The organism is Aestuariibaculum sediminum (assembly GCF_014596945.1).
GTDB classification, from domain to species: Bacteria; Bacteroidota; Bacteroidia; order Flavobacteriales; family Flavobacteriaceae; genus Aestuariibaculum; species Aestuariibaculum sediminum.
This window is the reverse complement of sequence record NZ_JACVXB010000006.1, coordinates 53044-76336: the sequence shown is the minus strand read 5'-3', so window position 1 is coordinate 76336 and position 23293 is coordinate 53044. Positions and strand designations below refer to the sequence as shown.

Below are 23293 nucleotides of genomic sequence, written 5' to 3'. Positions count from 1 at the left end.
TTTTACTGAAGGTTACTATAGTGTTTTATAATATTGTTTACCACTGTCGATTCTGAATATAAAAGATCCACTCGTTTTTTTAAAGCTAAACCAAAGCTTCTTCTTAAAGCTTCATCTTTTATATAATTGCTTATTGCTTCGAATAAAGATTCATGATCATTTGATGGCACAACAAAACCACAGGAATCGTTTTTAACTACCTCTGCACACTCCCCTACATTTGTGGTCACTACGGCTAATTCATAAAGTCCATATTCTAATAAACTTAAAGGCAAGCCTTCGGAATTCGAGGACAAAACACCAATTTCACATTGCTTCAAAACAGATTCGACTTGGGATAAACTGCCATAAATAAAGACCTGTTCTGCTAAATTTTCCCTGCTTATAAATTTTTTAATTTCATCGGAATACGCATCATACTGATCCTGCCCGATTAAATGTAAGGTCCAATCTGGATGATTATCCACTACGAGTTTAAATGCTTTTAATAGATTGACATGATTTTTTTGAGGTCTAAAATTAGCTAAACAAACGATGCGCTTCCCTACCTGTCCTTTAAGAGCGATAATGTTGTGAGATGTACTTTCTTTTACCACAAAATTAGGTAAATACTCCACCTGATTTGTTTTTAAGTTCTCCTTTGCCCAATGCGTTAATGATTTATTCACGCTAAAAATAAGATTAAAAAACCGAGAACAAGGTTTTAAAACTTTAATTGAGCGTTCCTCTAGAAACTCACTATGCCCATAGTGATCATGCCAAACAATTTTTAGGTTATGGTTTAAAAGTTTAAGGAGTGTCGCTATAAAAAAGGAAGACGAATGGGCGTGTATAATAGATATATTCTCGCGCTTTACAAATCGATACAGCCTTAAAACTGCCCAAACATCCAATGTCATGCGTTTGTCCACAAAGAGGTATCCTACATCATCATGTAACGATTCTTTTAAACCACCCTCTTTGCGAGAGGCACACAAATAAGACCCTTCAATCCTTAAAGACAATGCATTAGCAATATTAACAGCTACGCGTTCGGCTCCTCCGGGTTGTAAAGAATCTATCAATTGAAGTACTCGCAAATTATTGGTGCATTTATGAGTTAGGGTAAAGTAACTGTTTTATTTCGATTTCAAATCGTTCTAAAGTATATTTTTGAGACCACGCACTTGCTAAAGTAGCCATCATTTTTAAATCTTCTAAATTTACCAAGCAATTATTTAAAGTAAGTAGCGCAGAGTTAATGTCAGCATCAATCAAAATACCTCTTTCCCCATACCCAAGCATGTAGGGCACACAGGATACGGAAGTCGCCACAGGGATTACACCAAAAAACATAGCTTCCGCTATCGCTTTAGGCCATCCTTCAGACTTTGATGCCAAAATCAAAAAATCAGCTTGTTGCAATATTTGCTTCATTTCTGATGGCGAGGTATAGCCGTGAAACTTAATAAACTTTACTAGATTCGAATTCCTGACATAATCATGAAGTGATTCTTTGAGAATGCCATCCCCATATAAATCCAAATGCACGTTAAGCCCCTGTTCATGTATGGCTTGTACAAGTTTAATGGCAAAATCGGGGCGCTTCCCTTCCACCAAAGCCCCAACAAAAACAAAGTTTAAATTGTCAATATAATTCCGAGGACGCACTTCGCATTTATCAATTTCAGAAAAACTAGCCGTAAAGAACGATTTTATATTTTTTGATTGATTTGGCCAGATGCCATACACCAAAACCTGAATATTTCTAGTCAAAACAGTTTGACTTAATATCCACTTTTGAAAGCGATAACTTAACGGTTGTTTTGCTTTTGGATCCCAGTTTCCGGCATATTTAGCTGTTTTTAATTTCTTCGGAAAAAACACCTGTATGATGCAGCCCAGTAATCCGATATTTCCAGGACATCGCAAATGAATATGATCAGCCCTTTTGCAAGCTTTAATTATTTGAAACATAATCAATGGCACAAACCATAAAGCTCTCAATAGTTCCTTGATATTAATACATGAAATATTAGGAATTTTGGTAAAACGCAAGCAATCATGCTCATAGGGCAGATCAATATCTGTGATTTTCGAAGACACTAAAGGAGCAATAACTTCTACTTGTTCTACATGTTTTAACCACAGGTTCATTTCCCGCACGTAAGGCCCGTAACCAAAGTAGTGACCTCCTTGCAATTTATGCCTCACATGTGTTATGATTAAAAATCTCATCGTAATACCTTTGGCGGAATTAAAAATAAAGAAATCCAACCTAACATACGCCCTAGACTTTCAAAAAACGCTGCTTTACGTTGCTTGGTTGAAAGCGTATTGGAAAAACGAACCATTGTTAATAGCCCCGCCGTGGCATGCCATTTTAATCTAGCCTTCATAGTAGGACTAGGATATTTTATGCGCCAAACGTACCAACCATTCCGCAACACCATTTTTCCATAATTAAAATAATTTGGACGCCCCGAACTATCGTGATGGTGCTCTAATTTGGCCTTCGTATTTACGTATAGTTTACCCTTTTTGGCAACTCGCAAACTAAAATCTGTATCTTCATATAAACCGTACCCCTCAAAATAGGTTGAAAATTTAATATCACGTAATACTTGTAATTTATACGAAGCTACCCCACCCATGATTTGTTCTACTGGATAAATTTTATCGGATGGCGGTAAAAAACTAATAGATCGGCCATGAGAAAAAGTAGGCATAAAACCAGGATCGCAATCAGGTAATAAACCTAATTTTCGTCTTAACTTAAACCTTGATGGTTCGTTACGCATCCATCCGTCATAATAAAATTTCGATGCATTCTTTACTTTGTCTGACTTCTGCCAAACAACTTCGTTTGTAATATACCCTCCAACACCTAAAGCTTCGGGAAACAAACTATAAGTGTCGAGAATATTTTGAAAATAGTTCGAATCTAAAACCACATCATCATCTAAAAAGCAAACCACTTGTGCATCGTGAGGCACTTGCGAAACTCCAAAATTTCGCTGTTTGGTTAAACCACGATACGAATCACTAACTTTAAAATAAGTGATATTCTTAAAATTATGCTTTTTTAAAACCGTTTGAGTTTCATTATTAACAGAACCATCAACAATTAAAATATCATCAGGATATATGGTTTGCTCATTTACGGAATACAACAACCGAATTAAAGCCTGAGGTCTCATGTATGTGCATACAATTAATGTAAATTTCATGCTTTAGTTTTTAACTGTTTAGCCCAATACTCACTTCGGTTCCATTCCTTTTTAAAATTCAAATAATATTTAAAAGGATTTTTAATGTGTTGCTGTTTGTAATATTTAAAAAACAAGGTGGTTTTGTATCCTAAAATTTGCTGCCTCGTCGTGTTTAATATTCGGTTTAACATGACAGTAGGTGACGGTTTTGGTTTTACATTGTCATTTTCCCATGGGTGCTCAAATTTCATTCGAAACCCACCTATTGGTGCTTTTAAATGCAGCACTTTAATCTGCGGCATATAAATAATATCCACCCCCTGGTTTCTTAACTGCATCCCAAAATCGACATCTTCGCCATATCCAAATTCTAAGGCTTCATTGAATTTAACATTCTTTAAGTATTGACTCGAAATAACACTACTTCCGGCACCAAACGTATGCCATTGTATTGGCAACTTTTGAGATTCTATTTCATTTTTTTGCAGGTAACTAAACGTAATACCTTTTAACTGAAATTTATTAATTGTTTCCTTAATTGTATCCAGTAAATCTGACGTAAACCGATTATCATCATCAGCCAAAAACACCCATTCACTTGTAACTTCCTTTAACGCCAAATTTCTTGAATAGCATGCACCTGTTTTATGCGTAAATATATGTTTTACCTCAAAAGGCCAGGCCTCAGTTAATAAAAAATCCAATTCGCTCTCACTTTCTATATCCGGATTTTGTTCAACAATTACCACTTTTTTCGGCAGGTAAGTTTGTTGTCGTAAATCGCAAAGTGCATCATAAACAAAGGTTTTCCTGCCAATAGTAGGAATAATTATATCCAAACTAAAAGGAGATAATTTATCACTATCAACCAAGGCTTCTAACACTATTTTTTCAGTAAAATTCACCTTTTTATAAAAGATGGACTTTATAAAAGCCAGAAAAGGAATTCGATTTTCATAAATAGCCATATTGAACAACAATAAGGCACTCCATCTTGTTTTGTAATGCATTTTGACGAAACGGAACAGTTCAGAAATTGAGGCTTTAGGCAGTGCATAATGTTCTGGCCATGGTAACTGAATTAAATCTGGCACTGAATAACAAAAAAGGCCTTGTTTCATACCTGATTTAGCAATTGTATTTAAATTGAAATCAAAACTATGGTTTTCATTTATTACGGATTCGAACTTTAAAAGGTTTGAACCGTAAATACCCCCTACCGCACTACTCATGAACCAGGTCGGATATACCACTTCTGGATTAACTTTTAAAAACGGTGAATCTTCGATGTAGCCAATGTGCTCAGAAAAATAAGGGCTCGGTCCATACGAGAACATCAAATTTTTAAGATGAAAACGGGATTTAATAGCGGAAACCGAAAGAACTTCTGTCAACCTATAATCACACCAAATTAATTGAGTTTCTGGATGTAACTTAGCGACTTCAAACATCGATTTTATAATCGTTTTTTGGCATATATTAAGCGATTTACCAGAATTCAAATCTGTGGCATTTAAAAGCTTATTATGTTTATGAACCAGTAATATCATGAGCTAATAAAACTTTTATAATACTTTATATTATCTTCCGCTATAACCTCAATATCAAAGGTATTCTCTACTTTTTTACGCGCCTCTTTTCCAATCGCTTCGCATAATTCTACATTAGAAAACAGCATTAAAATACGTTCTTTAAATAAGCTTATATCACTTGGGTGTACTAAAAATCCATTCTTACCATCATCAATTAATTCGGTAGCCCAACCAATACTCGTATTCACAACAGGCTTAGTCATTGCCATGCTTTCTATGGTCACCATACCCAAGGTTTCAGCAAACGATGGAAACACACAAACATGTGCTCGTTTTATATGATTTTTTACCTGGTTGTATGGCAAGCGCCCTAGGTAGCTAAAGTTTGCTCTTGCCTTTTCTGAAAACATTTCTTCCATGAGTTCTAAAGTAGAATGTTTTCCGGTTTTTATGTCTCCCGAGTCGCTTCCTATTACAATTAACTTTGCTTTTGGCTGGTGTTCTATTACTTCGTTAAACATTTTAGCCAGTTCAAACACTCCCTTTTTACGAATTACGGTTCCAATATAAAGCATGGTATTTTGATTAAAATTCAGAGGATCTTCATTTATAAAATGGCTGAGTTGCAAACCGTAATGGATGGTTTTTATTTTAGACAAGGATAAATTAAAAATATCGGCGGAGACTTTACCTGCATATGTTGTTGGTGCAATATACCCTTGCGCCTGTTTTAAAGCTAATTTTTCAAAAAGATAATTCTTTTTCTTCTGCTTCCTGCCTTCCAATTTACAAAAATACGCATCGCTACCATGCAACCGGATTATTAAGGGTATTTTAAATCTCATAAAAGCAGTAATACCAGTCCAGTCTGGCGCTTCCAATATCTGAATTCCGTTTTGTTCTACTATGCCATTGACGTATTGGTTTACGTATTGTCTGTAAAAATACCAGGTAAACCATTTGTACCTCTTGTGCTTTATGAGATGTAATTCAACGCCGTCTTCGGTAGCTATTTCATCACAGTCCTGTTGATAAATAAAAACTGTTACAGTAATACCAGCGTTCACCAATGCAACGGCCAAGTTTTTTATACTCGTTCCTATACCGGCAGCATGCTTAACTTTAGGGTGCGGGTATTCTGGTGTAAGAAAGGCTATATGCATCTAATTAGGTTTCCTTTTCTCCGCTAATATTATTGTCCAAGGAATAGGCGTTTCAACTGCTATTACTTTACCAAACTTTTCCTCAATCAAATTAATAATTTGTTTTTTTGACCAATGATTTAAATGACCGGGAGTATTTCCAAAATCTTTTAAATATTTAAATCGGCACATATTTAAAAACCTCCATAAAGGTTCTCTTGGGACTCCTAAAACCAGGTACCGCTTAGAAACCCTAGATAATTCATTTAATGCAAGACTTGGATAATCCAGATGTTCTAAAACCTCTAATAAAAAGACCAAATCAATTGAATTATTTTGTTTGGTTAACTCATACACACTTTCCTGAAATATTGAAATGTCTGGATTATTCATAACTGCCTTTTCCACCAAATCGTTAACATATTCTGAAGCAGATAAATTCTCTACCATCTGTTTTAAATATTTTGTAGACATCCCCTCTCCAGCACCTATTTCATGAGCTGTAGAAATATTAGTTGTTTTTAATACAAGCCTATTTACAGCCTTAAAATATTCCTTAACCAAATATCTTGAAACTATACCAGTATTTTCATATTTTCCAGAAAAATCCTCTAATTCTGGCCTTGCTTTTAATTTTGAATAATCTATACTAGTCATAATAACGCCTTTTCATTAGTACTAATATCTTCTCTTGATTAATTCGAATTCTATTCAACATATCAGCTAAAAACGCTAACGTCGCAATAAAAACAGACATACCACATAAAGCCAATGCAATAAACCCAAAACTTTTATAAGGCGTTATTTTACCTTCAAATACCCAATGCCAAAGCACAAAACTACCTAATAGCATACCTAATATCAACACGATTAGGGCAATGGTCAAAAAAAATTGTAACGGCTTATAATCTTTTAGGCACTTAAAGATTATCGACGATGTTTTCAGGGCATATTTTGTAATACTGTTTGCTACCCTGGAAACTCGCTCTTCAAAATATTTCACATCAACAGAAACTTGAGATACTTTAAATCCCTTATTGAGTAAATCTAAAATTGTTTCGTGAGTATATGTAAATTGACCTTGTAAATTTAAACTTAAAAGACACTCCCGAGAATACGCTCGAAATCCGCAAGACGCATCTAATATCTCAGTATCACTTACAAAACTCACCATATTACTTACCTTCTTATTACCCCAATATTTAATTTTTGGCATATCTGTTGGTTTCCCTTTATCAAACCTATTTCCGATGGTAAAATCAGCTTTCTTATATATTATTGGTTCTACTAAATTTGGAATTTGATTTACATCAAACTGCCCATCTGCATCGATACTAACCAAAACATCTGCTTTATTCTGTAAAGCAAACTCAACAGCCGACTGAAAGGCTCCTCCTACTCCTTTATTTCTAGTATGATTTATTACAGTAGCACCACACTCCTTAGCTATTATTTCAGTACTGTCTACACTACCATCATTCACCACTAACATTTGCATTTTCTGAAATCCACAAATAGACTTAGGCAATGAATTCAAAACACCAGCAATTGTTAATTCTTCATTTAAAGCAGGCATGTAAACAACAATTTTCATAAACAACTTTTCTCTTTAAAAATATTGATTTAACACTAAAACATTTAATCTAAATTCATTCACGATATAAACTAAGGATATAAACTTAACTAGATTAATAAATACATTATCTATTAATCCAAAAGATTTTAAAGTTAAATAAAATCCCAAATAAATTCCAGGTAATAAAACTAGCCAATAACGACTAAAGCCCGTCCCTGCAATTATTAACCCTAGCATAATTAACAGTATTGGAAGCCCAACTCTCTTTAAGAATAAAAACTTGAAATTAGAAATATAACCATAAATAAACCCTAAAATAAGGATTAAACTTACTGAAAAACTTCTTAACCCTGTTTTAGGCACAAATAACGACACAAACGCGGGAAGACCATTTACACGACTTACTTCATAATGTTTAATTAAACCCAAACCACATTTAATGTTATAAATTATGGGGTTATCAATTTTAAATCGTTTAAAATAACTTATTTCAGACAAATCATTTCGCTCCACATTAATAAGATATTTTGCCCAAATTAAAAACGGAAATAAAAGAATAAAAGAATAAAGTACTAAATACAATTTGGATGACTCTTTATAGAATTTGTAATAATCAAAATATTTAATTAATACAATAACTCCTAAAATAGCATAAACGTATCTGGTAAAAACAAGCAAAGCAAAAAATATCAGTAGCTTTAATAAATTTGATTTTGATGCTTCTAGAATTGAATAATAAATAAAACCCCAAAACAAATAAAATAATACAGCTTCTGGGTATAATCGAGAAAACCAAGCAACAGAAGTCGGATTTACTATGGTAAACGCTACAATTGCAATGGCAATAGATTTATTCACATTCAACTCTAACAACACCTTATAAATTAACCGTAACCCCAAGAACACCAAAGCTATATTGAATAATTTATTCAATACAAAACCTAAAATAGGGAATATTGAAATTTTAAAAAATGTAAGAATCAATGAAATTACAGGTGCCAATGAAGAGGGCTTGTCTCCTAAATAATATCTACCTTGCAATATATTTTCAGAAATTTTCAAATAAGTAATTTCGTCTCCTGATAAAGGCAAAAAAACATTTCTTAACATGCTTAATGTGGATAATAAGATGATGATTAAAAACAACTTATCATTTCTTTGGAATAATTTCTGAATATACAACCTTATTTCAGTCACAAACGTTTAAATTAATTTATTTATCACCTCCCAAATACTTTCTGAAGCCATTGCAGGTTTGCTACCCGCAACAATTTCAAACCACTTTAAGCCTTCCTCAACATTTGATAATTTATCATCTAAAATATCTTTCAGTAGATGCTCCAAGTCTACCTTACTTTCACAAAACACAGCCGCCTCTTTACTAGGCATACTCCTAAAGTGAACGTACTTATAATTTTGACCAATATCACGAATACCTTTTTTTAATTGAGGCTGTTCGTAATTGTAATAGATACAGGATTTATTGTGCAGGACAAAATCGAAAACTGTCGAAGAACATACATTAGTAACTAACTCTGTATGCTCACAGACATTATATAATAATTTAAAATCTTCTTTATCCGGTAAAACCGTATTCCAGTTTTTGCCAATTTGCTTCCAGATAGGGTCTATAACTGTTATGACATCCTTATTTTCAAACAATACTTTATCGTATCGCGATGTAAAATCTACCGGACATTTCCTGTAAATCACTCCCAAATTATAACCGTCGGCATTTAATTTTCTAACAGCCTTTACAAGATCTTCCAGATAATACTGATCTAGTGGTGAAGTGGTTTCATCGTCACCAGAGTAACAAATGTATTTCTTATTTAAATCAAGATTATGCGATTTAAAAAATTGGGTGCGTTCTTCTTTAAGCCCCTTATCGAAATGAGGCTCAAATTGTGGTGTACCAGTGACAAAAATTTGTGATTCGTTGATATACGGATAATACTGTAACATCTGTGCCTTCATTAAATCACTCCAAACGCAGTAATAATCAGTTTCAACCACCTGCATCGCTTTAGGTACATTATCCCAGGAATACACAAAAGTAACAACTGGTATGCCCAAATCTTTAGCTGCCAGAAGCGCACTTATAGCTTGCGTAGCACGTTGCGTAGTACAAAAAACCAAATCAGGCTTATGCTCCTTCAATTGCTTTTTACAATAAGTATATTTACTGGTAGTACGTTCTAATTTTTCAATCTTTTGTCTTAATTTTTCAATTCCCTTTTCTGAGCCATACCAACCTATTAACAGTTTTGTTAACAAACTTTTCAAGCTGTTTTTTATGCCTTTATAATTAAAAGGAAACTTATAGGTTTGGTAAACATCATCCTTGAATTTTTTCGTCCAGAGGTTTAATTCCACACGCTTTCTGGCTCTGGTGTATTGCGGTAATAATGGATGTGTTGCTGTGTTTTCTATTCTAACTTCATCAAAACCAAAGGTTGCTTCAATATCAAAAACGGTATTATTCCAATAAACAACATCAAACCCATTTTGCGCTCCAATCGTTTTAAAATTGGTAAATGCAAAATTTCGCAAGCCTACACCATCTGGAAAAAAAACAAATACTTTTTTCTTCATACTAAGCTTTAAAGGGACAAACCGCCATTAATTGGTTACACATGGTTTCGATATGACGTGCATCGGGTAACACATCATAACACTCGAATAAATTGTCTATCGCAGCCTGGTTTAATGTCGTGTTTGTAATATTACTTTTATATGGTTTTAAGTTAACCGATTCGAAATAATCCTGATATTTAATATCATCGCCAAACACATCATCGGAAAACTTTTGCCAAACTGCAGGAATACCATAGGCATGTGCCACAATAATACCATGTAAAGAGGAAGACACGATGCGTTCACACTCGAAAATATCATTTGTAGTTGCCTCTATATCGTTAGTCATTAAATCTATCACTTTAATCGTTGTATCCCCTTTAAATAGCGCTTTTACTTTGCTATAATCATTATAATGAGGAACAACACCGGTTTTATATTTTTTTTTTACTTCAGGAGCATAAAATCGAGGTAATAACAAAGCCGGATCGCCATAAATTTCAGGAACGTCATAGCCTTGTGTCTTGAGGTGCTTTCTTGTTTGCGGCCCACGCACAGCCAAAAACTGAGCTGGCTTTGTGTTATATGCTTTAGAAATAATACCACTTCCCCAAACAATACAATTTGTATTCGCATAGGTTAAAATACTCCCTACTGTTAAATAAATTGGCGTAAACCAGTTAGAAATAGATATTGAATCAGGTCGTGTAAAAACCACTTGTTTCCCAGTAATTTTTTCTACCAGGTATTTCCCAAGGAGATCCCCAAAATTTTCTTTGGTTTTCTTTTGAATAAACACCTCACTCCACCAAAACAATCTGATTCTGTTTTTGCTAAAAATCATATCATTGGTTTTGATATTTCAATTTATGACGCTGCGTCTGCTCAATAGGTAAAATATCTGTTTGCTTATATGTTAAAGCTTTATACACAGCATTCAAATCACGTTCCAATTTACGTAACCCCATAGGTTCTAACGAAGCCGCATGATCAGTCCCCTTCCATGTTCTGTCCAGCGTGTAATGGCGCTCAATAATATGGGCTCCCAACGTGTATGCGGCCACATCAACTGCTATACCTAAGTGATGCCCAGAAAACCCTATGTGCTTTACCTGATGTTGATAATTTTCTTTCAACAACTGAATATCTAAAAGACATACATCTTCAAATGGTACCGGGTATCCTGAAGTACAATTATACAGCACCACATCTTTATGCCGATTATGAGTCTTAAAAAAAGTCACGAGTTCATCAATCTCTGATTTTGTAGTCATTCCTGTAGACACATGAATTTCTCCTGAATAATTTTTACACAACCATTCTAACATAGCAACATGATTATTACATGCCGAAGGAATCTTAATAAAATCAGGGTTTAAAGACGCTATTTGTTTCGCCGAGGTTACATCCCAAACAGATGATGCGTAGGTAATATCTAAGCTATCACAATATTCTTTTAATTCCCGGTGTTGTTCCAATGAGAACTCTAAAAATTCACGATGTTCACCATAGGTGTCTCCATAAGCATTATGCGGATTGGGATGTGGCTGGTTATATTGCTCTGTGGTTAAAAGTTCTTTATTATTTCGCTTTTGAAATTTAACAGCCTGTGCATTGCAAAATATTTTTGCAACTTTAATGAGTTCTTTGGCAATACTTATGTCTCCTTTATGGTTACATCCAATTTCTGCAATAAGGTAGGGTTGGTTATAGGTACTCATTTAAATATGGCTTTAAAATCGTTTATTGTATTGCATAAGAAAATCGCAGGCCTCACGGATAGCTCCTGCTGCCGAATTTTTAGACAAAACCACATCGGCATGCGTTTTTACAACATGCGTTGCATTATTAGGACAAAACGACCACCCAACAGAACATATATTACTCAAATCATTAACATCGTCGCCTATATAAGCCACCTGATTAATTTCTAAATTTTGCTCTACAAGAAGGTGCTGTAATAAACTAAATTTATCCTTTACGCCTAAATATACCTGTTCAATCTTTAACTTTTGCATACGCCGGGCTACCAACTCAGAATTCTCACTGGTCATGATCATGACCTCAACATCAAACTGTCTCAAAATCTCCAAGCCCATACCATCTCGCATATCGAAGCTTTTAGTGTGTTCGCCTTCTTTGGTGTATGTTATGGTCCCATCGGTAAACACACCATCTACATCTAATACAAGATGTGTTATTTTCCCAGGTTTTCTATTTTTTTTCTGTCGCTCAGCCAGAAGGGTTTCTACCGTTATCCAATCGGTTTCTGTATCGATTTCCATTAATGAGTTTTCTGGCATTTTAACCAATGCTACCTGGCCTCCAATACGGTTTTTATGTTTATACAAGGCGGCTTTAGTCGTAGCATAAACTGCCCCGTTTTCTACAAGTAAGCCTTTAAAATCCTGTCGTCGCGGGCGGTTTTGTGGATTGTAATTATCGGGATGCCCGCTCTCATCCCATGTGAAACGATGGGTATTGACTACGGTAAGCGCTGAATCGTGATCATCATTAATCTTACCTAAACAGTTATTTATATCTGTTCTTGTGGTAAATGGTGAAGTGGCTTGTAACAAGCAAAACACATCGAAATCGACATTTGACGTATCACAAAACTCAAAAATGGCCATTTCTGTAGATGCTGTATCAGTAGCACTTTCAGCACGACGTTTTACAGCCTTAACTTTATTAGTCCAGTGATATTCCTTATTAATAAAATCGATAATACCGTCGTCATCGGTATACACAAAAACCTCATCTAATTCAGACATGATTGCCTCTCCCAAAACCCATGTAAACAGGGGTCTGCCTAACATTTTTCGTTTATTTTTTCCGGGGATGCCCTTAGAATGCTTTCGTAATGGTATAAAACCTATTTTTCTCATCATATTTTGCTATTCCACTAAACTAAAATATTTATTTAAAACTTCGGTCTTTATTAGATTAAAATCAAAATTGCACTTTAAACGCTGATTGTAATTAAATGCCTTATGAATTAAATGCCGGTCATCTATTGCTTTTAAAATAGCAGACTTTATTTCCTGAGGATCATTACAATCGTTTATAATCAGACCATTTTTATCGTGTATCACTATTTCTGAAGTAGCCCCTCCCGGATTAGACTGAATAGGAAATGCACCCATACCCATGGCCTCCAAAAGTGTATTCGGGATACCATCGGAATTACTGTTACCTATATACAATAACGCCTGCCCCATCAAAGTTAACACGCGATCATGTGGTATTCTTCCCAATATTTGGATGTTATTACATGGAGACCAACTCCCCTGATTTACAGCTTCAAAAACTTCGGCATCAGCACCAATTACAATGATTTTATAGGAAATCAATTGTTCCTCTAACTGTTTTAAAGCTTTCAATACGGTAATGGCACGTCCTGATCGCCCTTGAAAGCCTTTTATTAAAATAATGTTTCGCTCTTCAAAAGGCAACATGTAATGCGCTAAAGCATTCCAATCGAAACCACCACCTCCAGGAAATACGCCAAGAAATTCACCTTTAAAACCATAATTTTCAGCTATTTCAAAATCACGTTTACAATCGGCAAACATATAATCTATTCGTGGTAAGACACGTTTTATATCCTTTAAATAATCTGGTTGATTTTGAAAATAAAATAAATCACTACCCCAGGACGAGTAAATCCATTTTACGTGTTTGTGTCGCTGCATCACCTCTAATATTGGAGCACAGGAAAGGTAAAGCGCAAAACTGTGAACAACATCGGGTTGAATTTCTTTCAAATAGTCTTCAAAAACAGATGCAACATCACGCTCGTTATACTTTTGAATATAATTATAGACTTTAGGAGCGTTCTTTTTCAAAAATGTACGTCCCTGGTAATCCCATTTTAATTTCCATCCTGTATGTTGCTTTACCCATTGAATTCTCTCTGATGATGCTGCCATTCCGGTAACATCGAACCAGTACACATCAACATCAGCTTCTTTGAGTTGTTCAACCCATCGAAAAAAATGCAATGATGGTATGGAAACCATTACAACTTTTTTAACTGCCGCCATATGGTTTGATGGTTAATTGGATAACCTCTTTTTCCCTATCAAATTCATAGTGATAACGCGCTAATCGCTGGCTTATAATTATGGATTCCAGTAGCCGGTTATTAACATCTTCTAAAGCATAGGTTTTGTGAACTGTTTTACCCAAAATTCGCTTGACCATCGCTTTTATTCCTTCTTTTTTGTTCTTACTGATTTGTACTTCCAACGGTACCTTTAAATCTGGAATGACGCCAGTAACTAAGGCATCAACATCTGAACATAAATTCGATACCTCCAAACGCAATACGGCTTCATGAAGGGCATTTTCAGGTGTTTCATATGGCATAACACCCCAAAATCTATCTTGATTTGCCTTAACTACACCTAAAGCATGACGCTGCATCATGTATTTATGATTTATTCGTTCCAGACCTGAATGAAAAGGATAACTACTGGCGTTGCTCCTGTATGTTTTAGGATGCCATTGATGCTTTACCAATATGTCTTTATCATAGAAATAAGGCGTGACTCCATTGTTTTTAAGTCTTAAATGGATATCGGTATCCTCGGCACCCCAGCCATGATAAAACTCGTCGTAACCATTAACAGCCAAAATATGTTTTGTTTTGTATAACGTGGTACCTGTAACTTCTTTATTCCCTAAAAATTCAATCTGGTAACCAAAAAAATCGCCATGATCTTTTTGGGATTCCTCTTTATTTAAAAAACCATATTGGAAATATACCACCTCATGCTTAAGTATTAAAGCTTTACATGTTTTAATCATTTCCGGATGGTAGATTAAATCAATATCACCCACTAAAAAATAAGAAGTTTTACAAGATTTTAATGCGATATTAATGGCTCTACTTTTATTCCAAAGTTGCCCATTCGTATTTACATAATAATAAGTAACAAAAGTATAGGATTTTAATAGCCCTTGAATGGCAACACTATATGCTTCGGTACTCCCATAATCTACTAAGCAAACATTAAAATCGGCATCTGTTTGATGCTTCAATGAATCTAAACATCGCTTAACAATATGTAAATCTCTATTGCGATATGTTAGGGTTAAGGTTATCAAATTAATTTATTTAAATGGTCGACCGACCATTGCAATATAAAACAAATATAAGTGAGATTTAACTTTAGCTACAAGAGGAATTCTTTTATTAAAATAAACAATCTTTAGTTTATTGTAACTTTTAAATATATCGCGTGTTCTCCTAACAAATGATTTTTCTTGTAGAACATAAGCATAAAATGACCAAAGAAGCTTCTTGTAAACACCGTTCAGTAAAGTTAAATAATGGGACTTGTCGAGTGCTTTGGAATAGTTTAAAGACTGATAACGATAATAAAAAATATCATGTAATTTCTTTTTACTAACGTTATTTCTCGAACTTATTTGATTTTTATCCCCATTACCACCTCGAATAGTAGCAAGCACCTCATCTAAAATTTTCAACCTAGGTTTTGTTGCCAACATACGTATATGAAATTCATTATCCTGATAGCGTTCAAGATTTTCGTCGAACAATGCTCGATCTGCTAAATAATTTTTTCGCCACATAAAACCACAGGTTTGAATTTCGATACGTTCTAAAGCATAATCTAAATACAAATCATTTGGTGATGAATACTCAAATTTACTGTCTCTAAATTGCGTCATCAAATAATTTGAATACCTGTTTTTATGAAGCACCGCATGTAACGATTTATTTTCGTTAAAGACCTCAACCTTTTTATTTAAAAATTCGGGTAACATAACATCGTCGCTATCAAACCAATTAACGTATTCCCCCTGACTTTTTTCAAACCCAAAATTTCTTGCAGCATTCCCGCCTTTTAAGCGTTCTACGGGTCTTTCAAAATACTTGAAACGCGCATCCTTTTCGATATAAGATTGCACAACCAACCCTGTGTTATCTGTGCTCCCGTCATCCACAATAATGCATTCCCAGTTTGCGTAGGTTTGCTCCAGAATACTGTTCAGCGTTTCCCCAATGATATTTCCGCGGTTATAGGTTGGTATTATAATGGATACTAGTTTATTTGACATCTCTTAATCTGTTCAAATAGCCTTAAAAACTATTCTTAATTGAATATAAATACAGCTTAGTAAATTTTAATCTATTGTTTAACTTAAAAATAACTGTTAAATATATTTTTAAAGCCTCCAAATAGGCCTTTTCTCGATTTAAACTCAACATCAGTTGCTTTTGATGTTTCATTATACTGTCCTTAATTTCTGAAATCCTGGATTTAAACTTTTCATCATTAAGCATAGCGTTCAAAATGGCAATATTTACTCTTACAATAACGCTATTTTTCCTTCTTAATTTAGCCGACGCCCCTATATCCATTCTATATACGGCGGTATATTCATTCAACAAATATATTTTTCCCTGATCTTTTATAGTCCATAAATAGGTAGGCCAATCACCGTAGGGAAAATTTATTATCCATTCTGGTAAACTTTCCCTTTGCTGTTCATTTTTAAACAAAGCTGTGACCGATGGAATAAAATTACCATAAACCAAGTTATTAAATCCCGTTATTTGCTTTTCAGAAAGGGGTATTGCTTTTATCACATTCCCATCGGGATACCACTTATAAACTTTCGAAAATACAATTGAACAGTCTTTGTTTTGTTCTAAAACATCAACTTGTTTTTGTAGTTTGTACTCATCCACCCAATAATCATCACCATCGCAAATGGCAATATACTTACCATCGCAAGCTTTAATAGTGCGCATGTAATTAGCTATTAACCCCATGTTTTTATCCTGTTGTGGCAATAGTTTTATCTTTTCAGGATAGTGTTGTTGATAAGCTTCACAAATGCTTCTGGTTTTATCGGTACTGCAATCTTCACCTATAACCAACTGATATTTAAAATTGGTTTTTTGCATTAAAACACCCTCTATGGCCTGCGAGATATAAGCTTCCTGATTGTAAGTAAGCATAAAAATACTAACGGTTATTTTTGACATACCTTTTAATTTTATTCATCAACCGTTTAGACCATTCGATATACGTTTTTTTATGAAATACAAAAACACCATTAATTTTAGTATGATACTTAGGTATAAAGGACCAGAAAGCGTTTTTTTTAAATATTATTTTGCTACTAGTTTTTAAACTTATATCATTTCTGTTACCATAATCGCCAAAATTATTAATTTGCACATACACCTTTTCAATCCATTTTTTATTTGGAATAATTTTGAATAAATTACTTACAACCCGAAAATCACTTCCTTTCCATTCATCCCAAACAACCTGGTTTTTATACTTTGAATGAAACAAAAAACAAGGTGTACTTATCTGATTTCTTTCAATTCTCTTTTTTTGAAAGTGTTTTTTCAAGGGTAGAATTTTTCCATTAGGGTAACGCATCTGCCAAATAAACAGAGTGTCTTCATTTCCCTGTTCTATTTTACTCACTATTTCTTCCAGAACTTTATGGTGAATTAAATGATCGTCGTCATCTAAAAACAACACCCATCCTTTAGTTATCTGATTTAAAAGTTTATTACAATACAGATTATAAGGGGCATGCTTAAAACCATTTGAATGTTGTACGGGTGTCCCGTTATAAGCATCAACTTTTACTTTATGGACGTTATGACCTTCGATGTATTTTTTTGTCGCTTCATCTTCATAAGAAACCCAATGCAGAACATTATTATATGTTTGATTTATTACCGACTGATGACAATTTAAAAATCCAATAGGACGATTCGATGTTCTGGTAAGCACATTTATTAGTATTTTATGTTGATTATCATTTTTTATACCAACCATATTTGACTACTAAAATTATTCTTTTAAAAAAACAAACACTACTACGATTCATATAAAGCTAAAAATCGTGCACCCATTTTTACCATCGACAACTCATTCGAAACATGTTTAATTGCCGCTATACTCATCTTACCATACTTTTCTGGTGTTTCTATTAATTCTTTTATAGAACTAACCATAGCATCTATATTCTTTTCAGAAACTAAAATTCCTGTTTCATTTGATTTTATAGAATATTTTACTCCCCCTGAGTTAAATGCCACAACTGGCATACCCATAGCTTGGGCTTCAGCTAAAACCAAACCTTGAGCCTCTGCTCTACCCGTAAAATCTGTAATAGATGTCATTAAAAAAACATGACATTCATCTAAGCATTTTTTTATAAATTCCTGATTTTGTTTACCATGTAATCTTATCACATCATTTAAGCCCAAAGTATCGATTAAAGATTTTAATTCAAGATATTCCTTGCCCTCTCCAACTATATCATAACAAATATTATAACCATTATCAACTAATTTCTTAACCACCAAAACACCAAATTCATGCCCCTTTAATGGAATTAATCTACCTACCGAAAGTAATTTAATCGTGCTAGCCCTATTAATTGACTTTGGCACGGATAGTTTAAAAAAAGTATTATCAACTCCCATTGGAATTAGAAGAAGTTTATAAGGTTTAACAAATAGCTGCTCCGCCTTTTCGGCTAAAAAAGCAGTATTTGCAGTTATAAAATCCGAAACATCAAATAAAAGTTTGTATCGTTCCTTCAATCTTGATAACTGTGTTTGATTTTCAAAATGTACATCATATCCATGTAGCGTGGTTACTACTTTGGCATTTAATAGACCAGCATACTTCATTTCGGCAACATCATTACCTACAGTTGCAAACTGAATATGAAAAACATCTACAAACTTAAATTGACAATAATATGCTAACTTGTAGGGTAATAAAGAAATACCTTGTTTAAAAGAATACCTCTTTTCTAATTTTATCCAAAACCTAAAATAACATATTATATAGAAAAAAGCTTTTAATATTCTAACCATTTTATTCTTAGGCATATCAAAATTTACACTTATAATATCCTTTAAAATTTCGTGCTCCTCTAAAATCTTTAACTGTGAAGAAAGTGATATGGGCAGGCATTTATTAGTTAGCACTTTTATATTTAACCCATTTCGCTTGGCTGCCACAATCTGATTAACTACAAATGTCTCTGAAACGGAAGGAAATGCAGACACTACGAAACAGATTGTTTTCATGAAAATTACATTTTATTTTTTAACCATTGCTCTATTAAATTTCTATTTGCTCTATAATTTTTATAGTAAAAGAGAGAATAATAAAAAGTTCGAAAATAAAATTTAGCCTGTTCTTTGCTCTCATAATTCCCACTAATGGCATGTTTTAATTTTATCAAAGTTCTTTTTGGAAACCCTAATAAAACTCTAGAAATAAAATAATTATATGTATTAGGTTTATTATTTAATAAATCTAAATAAGGCCAAAGTATAAAATTGGAAAAGGTCATAGCCTTTCGTAGTCGTGATAAATAATTAAAATTCAGTCTAGAATTAATCATATAATGTTTAAAATACAATCTCTCATCATACCATATTTTATAACCCAAAAGTCTCAAAGCATAACTGTATTCTGTATCTCCTCCTGAACTCAAACTTTTTCCTTTTCTACAAGATAATAAATGTTCAAATCCTATTTTTTTTAATTTTATCCAATGAGACTTTCTAATAACCATTCCTGCGCCATATAAACACCCTTTTTTCTGGGTAATATCTCCTGAGTCTGTACCTTGTTTAGAAACCGCAAAAAATCTGGCATATTTATCAAACCATAATGGTTTATTTGATTCAAAAACCGCATCACACCAACCTCCTAGAGCTCCAATTTGAGAATTTGAAGACATAATATCATATGCCGTTTGAACATAAGTATCACACAACCAATTATCATCATCACAAATAATTAAATATTCGTATTTCGCTTTAGTATAACCTAAATCTTGCGCGTACGATTTACCTGGAATAGACTGTATTACAGACACATACGTAATATGTTCCACTGCATTTTCCTTCCACCAATTATCTGCCATGCTTTTTGTTTCATCTGTTGATGCATTATCTACAAAAACAACTTCTATAGGTACTTTTGTTTTTTGTTTAAAAATATGCTGAAATGTAGACTTTAAACGGTTTTTACCATTGTATGTGCATAAAATTATTGAAACTCCCTTTTCCACTACTTTCATCAGCCTTTTATTATAATTTTTAATGCCCGTTTCAACAAATAAGCAGCTCTTTCAAATCTATTGACATTATTTTCTTTTTCCTTTGTCTTATTATTGTGCATTATATAATCATCAATGAATAAAGGAAAATACTTTTGATAGGTCTTTAGGCGTTCAACTTCGATAAGTTTTTTACCTGAAATTTGATTACTCACACCATTCATTACAAAATTAGAAATAACAATATCCATTTTTTTGTAAGGCACATTAACTTTACAAATAGCATAAATTAAAAACTCCCAATCGGAACAGATTTTATATTCTTCATTATAATAAAAAATAGTTTCAAATAAATCTCTGTTAATGAATGTAGCCTGATGAGGTAAAGCGGAATTAACAAAAAAACTAAAGCTTAATGTCTTTGGATAAGTTTTCGTCACTAATTTCTTATTATTATATACACGAACCACATCACCGTAATAAATAGCATATTCAGGGTTTAAATTGGGAATTACTTGTTGCAATACCTCTTGATTTATAAGCCAGTCTCCACTATTTAAAAACAATAAATATTGTCCCTTAGCTACCTTTATACCCTTATTCATTGCATTATAAATACCTGTATCTGGTTCGCTAATACAATAATCGAACTTATTTATATACTCCTGTATAACCTGTTCGCTTCCATCGGTAGACCCTCCATCAATAACAATGTACTCAAATTCTTTAAAAGTTTGGTTAAACACACTTTCTACAGTTTGTCTTAACCCTCGTGCATTATTGTAGTTTATAGTGATGATAGAAATAAGCATAAATAGACTTAATAAAGGTTTTGTTGTTGTCCAATTTTTAATAGAGCTTCGTAAACTCTGTTTGATGCCAATCCATTTTGGTTAAAACTAATAAGGTTGGTATTCAAATTATCTAATCTTTCTTTATTAGTTAATAAATTTTCTATTCCTAGAACTAGATCTTTTCTATCTCCTATTATTTGTAGGTAGTTCTTATAAATTTTTAAAGAGTTATATGAATTAATTGGACCATCTTCAAACAAATCAAAAGCCAACACTAATTTTCCAAAGATCAAAGCTTCCTCAATAACAGTTGACGCCCTACTAATTAATAGGTCAGATATATTCAAATAATCATAAAATGTAAGCCTAGAATGTGGCGGTTCGATCAACACTTCCTTGTCTGATAAGTTTAATAATTTACATTCCTGCTCATAAATATTGTTTTGAATATCGTCATTTGGATGCATTTTAATTATTAAAAAATACTTATTAAAATTTATACTATTGTATACTTCCCGAATATATTTACTATAACACAACTTAGCATCAAATCTATAATCGTACTCAGTGTGTAAACATGTTGCAAGAAGAATTACCTTTCTATTTTTAATTAAACTAAGAATACTACCCCCAATTATTTTCTTTTCTCCTGTGACCAATTTATCATGTAAAGGGTTACCTGTCAAAAAAAGTTCTTTTTCAGACCTTTTTTCTGACAAACGCTCATACATATAGGTTCCAAAAACTATTTGATTATTTGATATCGAACTAATTTGCCCTTGAACATTATCCTCTTGAATGCCCCCATGCTGAATACAAACTGTTTTTCCTCCTTTTAAGTTTATTTCTCCTATTAGCTCCAATCCTATTTTGTGATACTTAAAATATTTTTTAAAATCCAAACAAATAACGTTTACAGCATTCTTATTTCTAAATGATTTTAATATTGGATAAACAGATTTCGTTATATTAAAATTAGGCTTACTAATTAATTTATCTTCTAGTATTCTATCAAACCGATGTTTATTTAAGTAAATAACATTTACCTCTATTGATTCAGTTTTAAATAAAAATTCAAGCAATGGCGTGAAAATTCTAACTTCCGCCTTTGAGGTAACTAAAAAGTTGATAAAAAAAAATTTCTTCCGATATAATCTATTACTAAACAGATATTCTATTGATTCATATAAATCATGATGTGAATATTTTTTTAAAATATCACTTTCTTTAAAATTTAAATTTTCAATATAATCCTTTAATATGGTTCTTATTCTCATTTAAATTTCTTAAAAATTTCTCAAAATAATTTATATCATCATTGTTCAAAATCAATTCTTGTTCAAGCTCCTCAATTGATAAATCTTTTAATTTTAAAGAGCCTATAAAAGAATCATGTATTTCTAACATTTTTAACAATCCTTCTATTTTATGCGTATTTGAAGGAAGAAACATCGTCTTAACATTACTCATCAATCCAAAAATACCAACATGATATCTACCAGTAATGAGTAAATCAAAATTTTTAATTACGCTTCCCAAATTAGAATAATTATACTGATTTAATCTAATTACTTCTATTCCTTTAATATTTAGTTGATCAACAATTATCCTTTCTTTAGGTTCAATCTGCAAAAACAAAGGGATGTACCCCAACTCATAAATCTCTCTAATATGACTAAAAATTTTGAAAATATCAATTCCATTTGCTTGATTCGGATAAACTCCTAATACACCACAAGTATATAGGCAATATTTTATTCCTTCTTTTTTCCTCAGAATAAAATCGGTATGCTGAAAAATATCAGCTTTAAAGGCAAAATCATAAATAAGATTAATTTTATTTTTAATTTTCATTTTTTTCACATACTCATAAGACAGTACTTCTCTAAAACTTAAGAAATCGATTATATTCAATACTTTCTTTGAAACTTTTTTATCCATTTCTTGATAACTTCCATTTACCATTGCTACAGGTTTATTCAAAAGTTTAGAAGCATGGGCTATACTCAAAAGTGCTAATGAGCCTATATTATTGTGATGGATTGTTCCCTCCATATTTATAATTACCAAATCACTTTCTTTTAAAAATGGCTTAAGTAATTCGCTAACCTCATTTTCTACCAATTGCATCCATACTTTAAAATTTACCTGTCTAGTAAATTTTACATTGAATATTTTATTTAATGCTTGTTTGTAAAACTTGTTTTTGGAAGTTGTTATATATAGATTTTTTTTGTTTTTCAAAACATCATAACCAAATCCGAGAGGCAAACTCTCAATTTTACTTTTAGGCAAGTTTGTTTTTAAAAAACCAACAAGTGAATCTACAGTTGCATGACACCCAGGATTTTCTTCAATTCTAGTATCATTTACTAAAATAACCTTCATTTTA

The 23293-nt window shown here is 32.8% G+C and carries 22 protein-coding genes; all 22 read right to left on the bottom strand.

The window, feature by feature from the left end; genetic code table 11:
- Positions 1-2: 2 nt before the first annotated feature.
- Positions 3-1079, bottom strand: coding sequence for a glycosyltransferase family 4 protein (locus tag ICJ83_RS13285; RefSeq protein WP_188230892.1), 1077 nt, complete (start codon positions 1077-1079; stop codon positions 3-5).
- Between the two features lie 13 nt (positions 1080-1092).
- Positions 1093-2193, bottom strand: a complete 1101-nt coding sequence (locus ICJ83_RS13280; protein WP_317173294.1) for a glycosyltransferase family 4 protein — start codon at positions 2191-2193, stop codon at positions 1093-1095.
- Positions 2194-2213: 20 nt separating this feature from the next.
- Complete coding sequence (locus tag ICJ83_RS13275; protein ID WP_188230890.1) at positions 2214-3209, bottom strand: glycosyltransferase family 2 protein; 996 nt, start codon at positions 3207-3209, stop codon at positions 2214-2216.
- On the bottom strand, positions 3206-4741 hold the full coding sequence (locus ICJ83_RS13270) for a glycosyltransferase family 2 protein (RefSeq protein ID WP_188230889.1): 1536 nt from the start codon (positions 4739-4741) through the stop codon (positions 3206-3208). Before ICJ83_RS13270 ends, ICJ83_RS13275 begins: the two co-directional genes overlap by 4 nt.
- Complete coding sequence (locus tag ICJ83_RS13265) at positions 4738-5886, bottom strand: glycosyltransferase family 4 protein (RefSeq protein WP_188230888.1); 1149 nt, start codon at positions 5884-5886, stop codon at positions 4738-4740. The genes ICJ83_RS13270 and ICJ83_RS13265 overlap by 4 nt, the downstream gene beginning before the upstream one ends.
- On the bottom strand, positions 5887-6522 hold the full coding sequence (locus ICJ83_RS13260; protein WP_188230887.1) for a class I SAM-dependent methyltransferase: 636 nt from the start codon (positions 6520-6522) through the stop codon (positions 5887-5889). It abuts the gene before it with no gap.
- Positions 6515-7459 (bottom strand): glycosyltransferase family 2 protein, encoded by a 945-nt coding sequence (locus ICJ83_RS13255; RefSeq protein ID WP_188230886.1) that lies wholly within the window; start codon positions 7457-7459, stop codon positions 6515-6517. The genes ICJ83_RS13260 and ICJ83_RS13255 overlap by 8 nt, the downstream gene beginning before the upstream one ends.
- A 15-nt stretch (positions 7460-7474) precedes the next feature.
- The gene (locus ICJ83_RS13250) at positions 7475-8551 is read right to left on the bottom strand and encodes a hypothetical protein (protein WP_188230885.1); all 1077 of its coding nucleotides are present in this window, start codon (positions 8549-8551) and stop codon (positions 7475-7477) included.
- Positions 8552-8644: 93 nt separating this feature from the next.
- Complete coding sequence (locus ICJ83_RS13245) at positions 8645-10036, bottom strand: UDP-glycosyltransferase (RefSeq protein WP_188230884.1); 1392 nt, start codon at positions 10034-10036, stop codon at positions 8645-8647.
- A 1-nt stretch (position 10037) separates the two neighbouring features.
- Positions 10038-10862, bottom strand: a complete 825-nt coding sequence (locus tag ICJ83_RS13240; protein WP_188230883.1) for a polysaccharide pyruvyl transferase family protein — start codon at positions 10860-10862, stop codon at positions 10038-10040.
- Position 10863: 1 nt separating this feature from the next.
- Positions 10864-11739, bottom strand: coding sequence for an N-acetylneuraminate synthase family protein (locus ICJ83_RS13235; protein ID WP_188230882.1), 876 nt, complete (start codon positions 11737-11739; stop codon positions 10864-10866).
- Between the two features lie 12 nt (positions 11740-11751).
- Complete coding sequence (locus ICJ83_RS13230) at positions 11752-12909, bottom strand: cytidylyltransferase domain-containing protein (protein ID WP_317173293.1); 1158 nt, start codon at positions 12907-12909, stop codon at positions 11752-11754.
- 6 nt (positions 12910-12915) lie between these two features.
- Entirely contained in the window at positions 12916-14064 is a 1149-nt protein-coding gene (locus ICJ83_RS13225; RefSeq protein ID WP_223154778.1) for a glycosyltransferase, read from the bottom strand.
- Positions 14051-15130: a glycosyltransferase family 2 protein gene (locus tag ICJ83_RS13220; RefSeq protein ID WP_223154777.1), complete on the bottom strand. Its 1080-nt coding sequence runs from the start codon at positions 15128-15130 to the stop codon at positions 14051-14053. The genes ICJ83_RS13225 and ICJ83_RS13220 overlap by 14 nt, the downstream gene beginning before the upstream one ends.
- A 6-nt stretch (positions 15131-15136) precedes the next feature.
- On the bottom strand, positions 15137-16108 hold the full coding sequence (locus tag ICJ83_RS13215) for a glycosyltransferase family 2 protein (RefSeq protein WP_188230880.1): 972 nt from the start codon (positions 16106-16108) through the stop codon (positions 15137-15139).
- A 22-nt stretch (positions 16109-16130) separates the two neighbouring features.
- Positions 16131-17042: a glycosyltransferase gene (locus ICJ83_RS13210; protein ID WP_188230879.1), complete on the bottom strand. Its 912-nt coding sequence runs from the start codon at positions 17040-17042 to the stop codon at positions 16131-16133.
- Positions 17023-17856, bottom strand: a complete 834-nt coding sequence (locus tag ICJ83_RS13205; RefSeq protein ID WP_188230878.1) for a glycosyltransferase family protein — start codon at positions 17854-17856, stop codon at positions 17023-17025. The genes ICJ83_RS13210 and ICJ83_RS13205 overlap by 20 nt, the downstream gene beginning before the upstream one ends.
- 41 nt (positions 17857-17897) lie before the next feature.
- Positions 17898-19124, bottom strand: coding sequence for a glycosyltransferase (locus ICJ83_RS13200; RefSeq protein WP_188230877.1), 1227 nt, complete (start codon positions 19122-19124; stop codon positions 17898-17900).
- Between the two features lie 5 nt (positions 19125-19129).
- Entirely contained in the window at positions 19130-20128 is a 999-nt protein-coding gene (locus tag ICJ83_RS13195; protein ID WP_188230876.1) for a glycosyltransferase, read from the bottom strand.
- Positions 20128-20919 (bottom strand): glycosyltransferase family 2 protein, encoded by a 792-nt coding sequence (locus ICJ83_RS13190; protein WP_188230875.1) that lies wholly within the window; start codon positions 20917-20919, stop codon positions 20128-20130. The genes ICJ83_RS13195 and ICJ83_RS13190 overlap by 1 nt, the downstream gene beginning before the upstream one ends.
- Positions 20920-20927: 8 nt before the next feature.
- On the bottom strand, positions 20928-22178 hold the full coding sequence (locus tag ICJ83_RS13185; protein ID WP_188230874.1) for a UDP-N-acetylglucosamine 2-epimerase: 1251 nt from the start codon (positions 22176-22178) through the stop codon (positions 20928-20930).
- Positions 22144-23289, bottom strand: coding sequence for a polysaccharide pyruvyl transferase family protein (locus ICJ83_RS13180; RefSeq protein WP_188230873.1), 1146 nt, complete (start codon positions 23287-23289; stop codon positions 22144-22146). Before ICJ83_RS13180 ends, ICJ83_RS13185 begins: the two co-directional genes overlap by 35 nt.
- Between the last annotated feature and the right edge of the window lie 4 nt (positions 23290-23293).

Coding starts and splice junctions, on each gene's coding strand:
- ICJ83_RS13275 (WP_188230890.1), bottom strand. CDS start 3,209: ATGAAATTTACATTAATTGTATGCACATACATGAGACCTCAGGCTTTA.
- ICJ83_RS13270 (WP_188230889.1), bottom strand. CDS start 4,741: ATGATATTACTGGTTCATAAACATAATAAGCTTTTAAATGCCACAGAT.
- ICJ83_RS13265 (WP_188230888.1), bottom strand. CDS start 5,886: ATGCATATAGCCTTTCTTACACCAGAATACCCGCACCCTAAAGTTAAG.
- ICJ83_RS13260 (WP_188230887.1), bottom strand. CDS start 6,522: ATGACTAGTATAGATTATTCAAAATTAAAAGCAAGGCCAGAATTAGAG.
- ICJ83_RS13255 (WP_188230886.1), bottom strand. CDS start 7,459: ATGAAAATTGTTGTTTACATGCCTGCTTTAAATGAAGAATTAACAATT.
- ICJ83_RS13250 (WP_188230885.1), bottom strand. CDS start 8,551: ATGTTAAGAAATGTTTTTTTGCCTTTATCAGGAGACGAAATTACTTAT.
- ICJ83_RS13245 (WP_188230884.1), bottom strand. CDS start 10,036: ATGAAGAAAAAAGTATTTGTTTTTTTTCCAGATGGTGTAGGCTTGCGA.
- ICJ83_RS13240 (WP_188230883.1), bottom strand. CDS start 10,862: ATGATTTTTAGCAAAAACAGAATCAGATTGTTTTGGTGGAGTGAGGTG.
- ICJ83_RS13235 (WP_188230882.1), bottom strand. CDS start 11,739: ATGAGTACCTATAACCAACCCTACCTTATTGCAGAAATTGGATGTAAC.
- ICJ83_RS13230 (WP_317173293.1), bottom strand. CDS start 12,909: ATGATGAGAAAAATAGGTTTTATACCATTACGAAAGCATTCTAAGGGC.
- ICJ83_RS13225 (WP_223154778.1), bottom strand. CDS start 14,064: ATGGCGGCAGTTAAAAAAGTTGTAATGGTTTCCATACCATCATTGCAT.
- ICJ83_RS13215 (WP_188230880.1), bottom strand. CDS start 16,108: ATGTCAAATAAACTAGTATCCATTATAATACCAACCTATAACCGCGGA.
- ICJ83_RS13210 (WP_188230879.1), bottom strand. CDS start 17,042: ATGTCAAAAATAACCGTTAGTATTTTTATGCTTACTTACAATCAGGAA.
- ICJ83_RS13205 (WP_188230878.1), bottom strand. CDS start 17,856: ATGGTTGGTATAAAAAATGATAATCAACATAAAATACTAATAAATGTG.
- ICJ83_RS13200 (WP_188230877.1), bottom strand. CDS start 19,124: ATGAAAACAATCTGTTTCGTAGTGTCTGCATTTCCTTCCGTTTCAGAG.
- ICJ83_RS13195 (WP_188230876.1), bottom strand. CDS start 20,128: ATGAAAGTAGTGGAAAAGGGAGTTTCAATAATTTTATGCACATACAAT.
- ICJ83_RS13190 (WP_188230875.1), bottom strand. CDS start 20,919: ATGCTTATTTCTATCATCACTATAAACTACAATAATGCACGAGGGTTA.
- ICJ83_RS13185 (WP_188230874.1), bottom strand. CDS start 22,178: ATGAGAATAAGAACCATATTAAAGGATTATATTGAAAATTTAAATTTT.
- ICJ83_RS13180 (WP_188230873.1), bottom strand. CDS start 23,289: ATGAAGGTTATTTTAGTAAATGATACTAGAATTGAAGAAAATCCTGGG.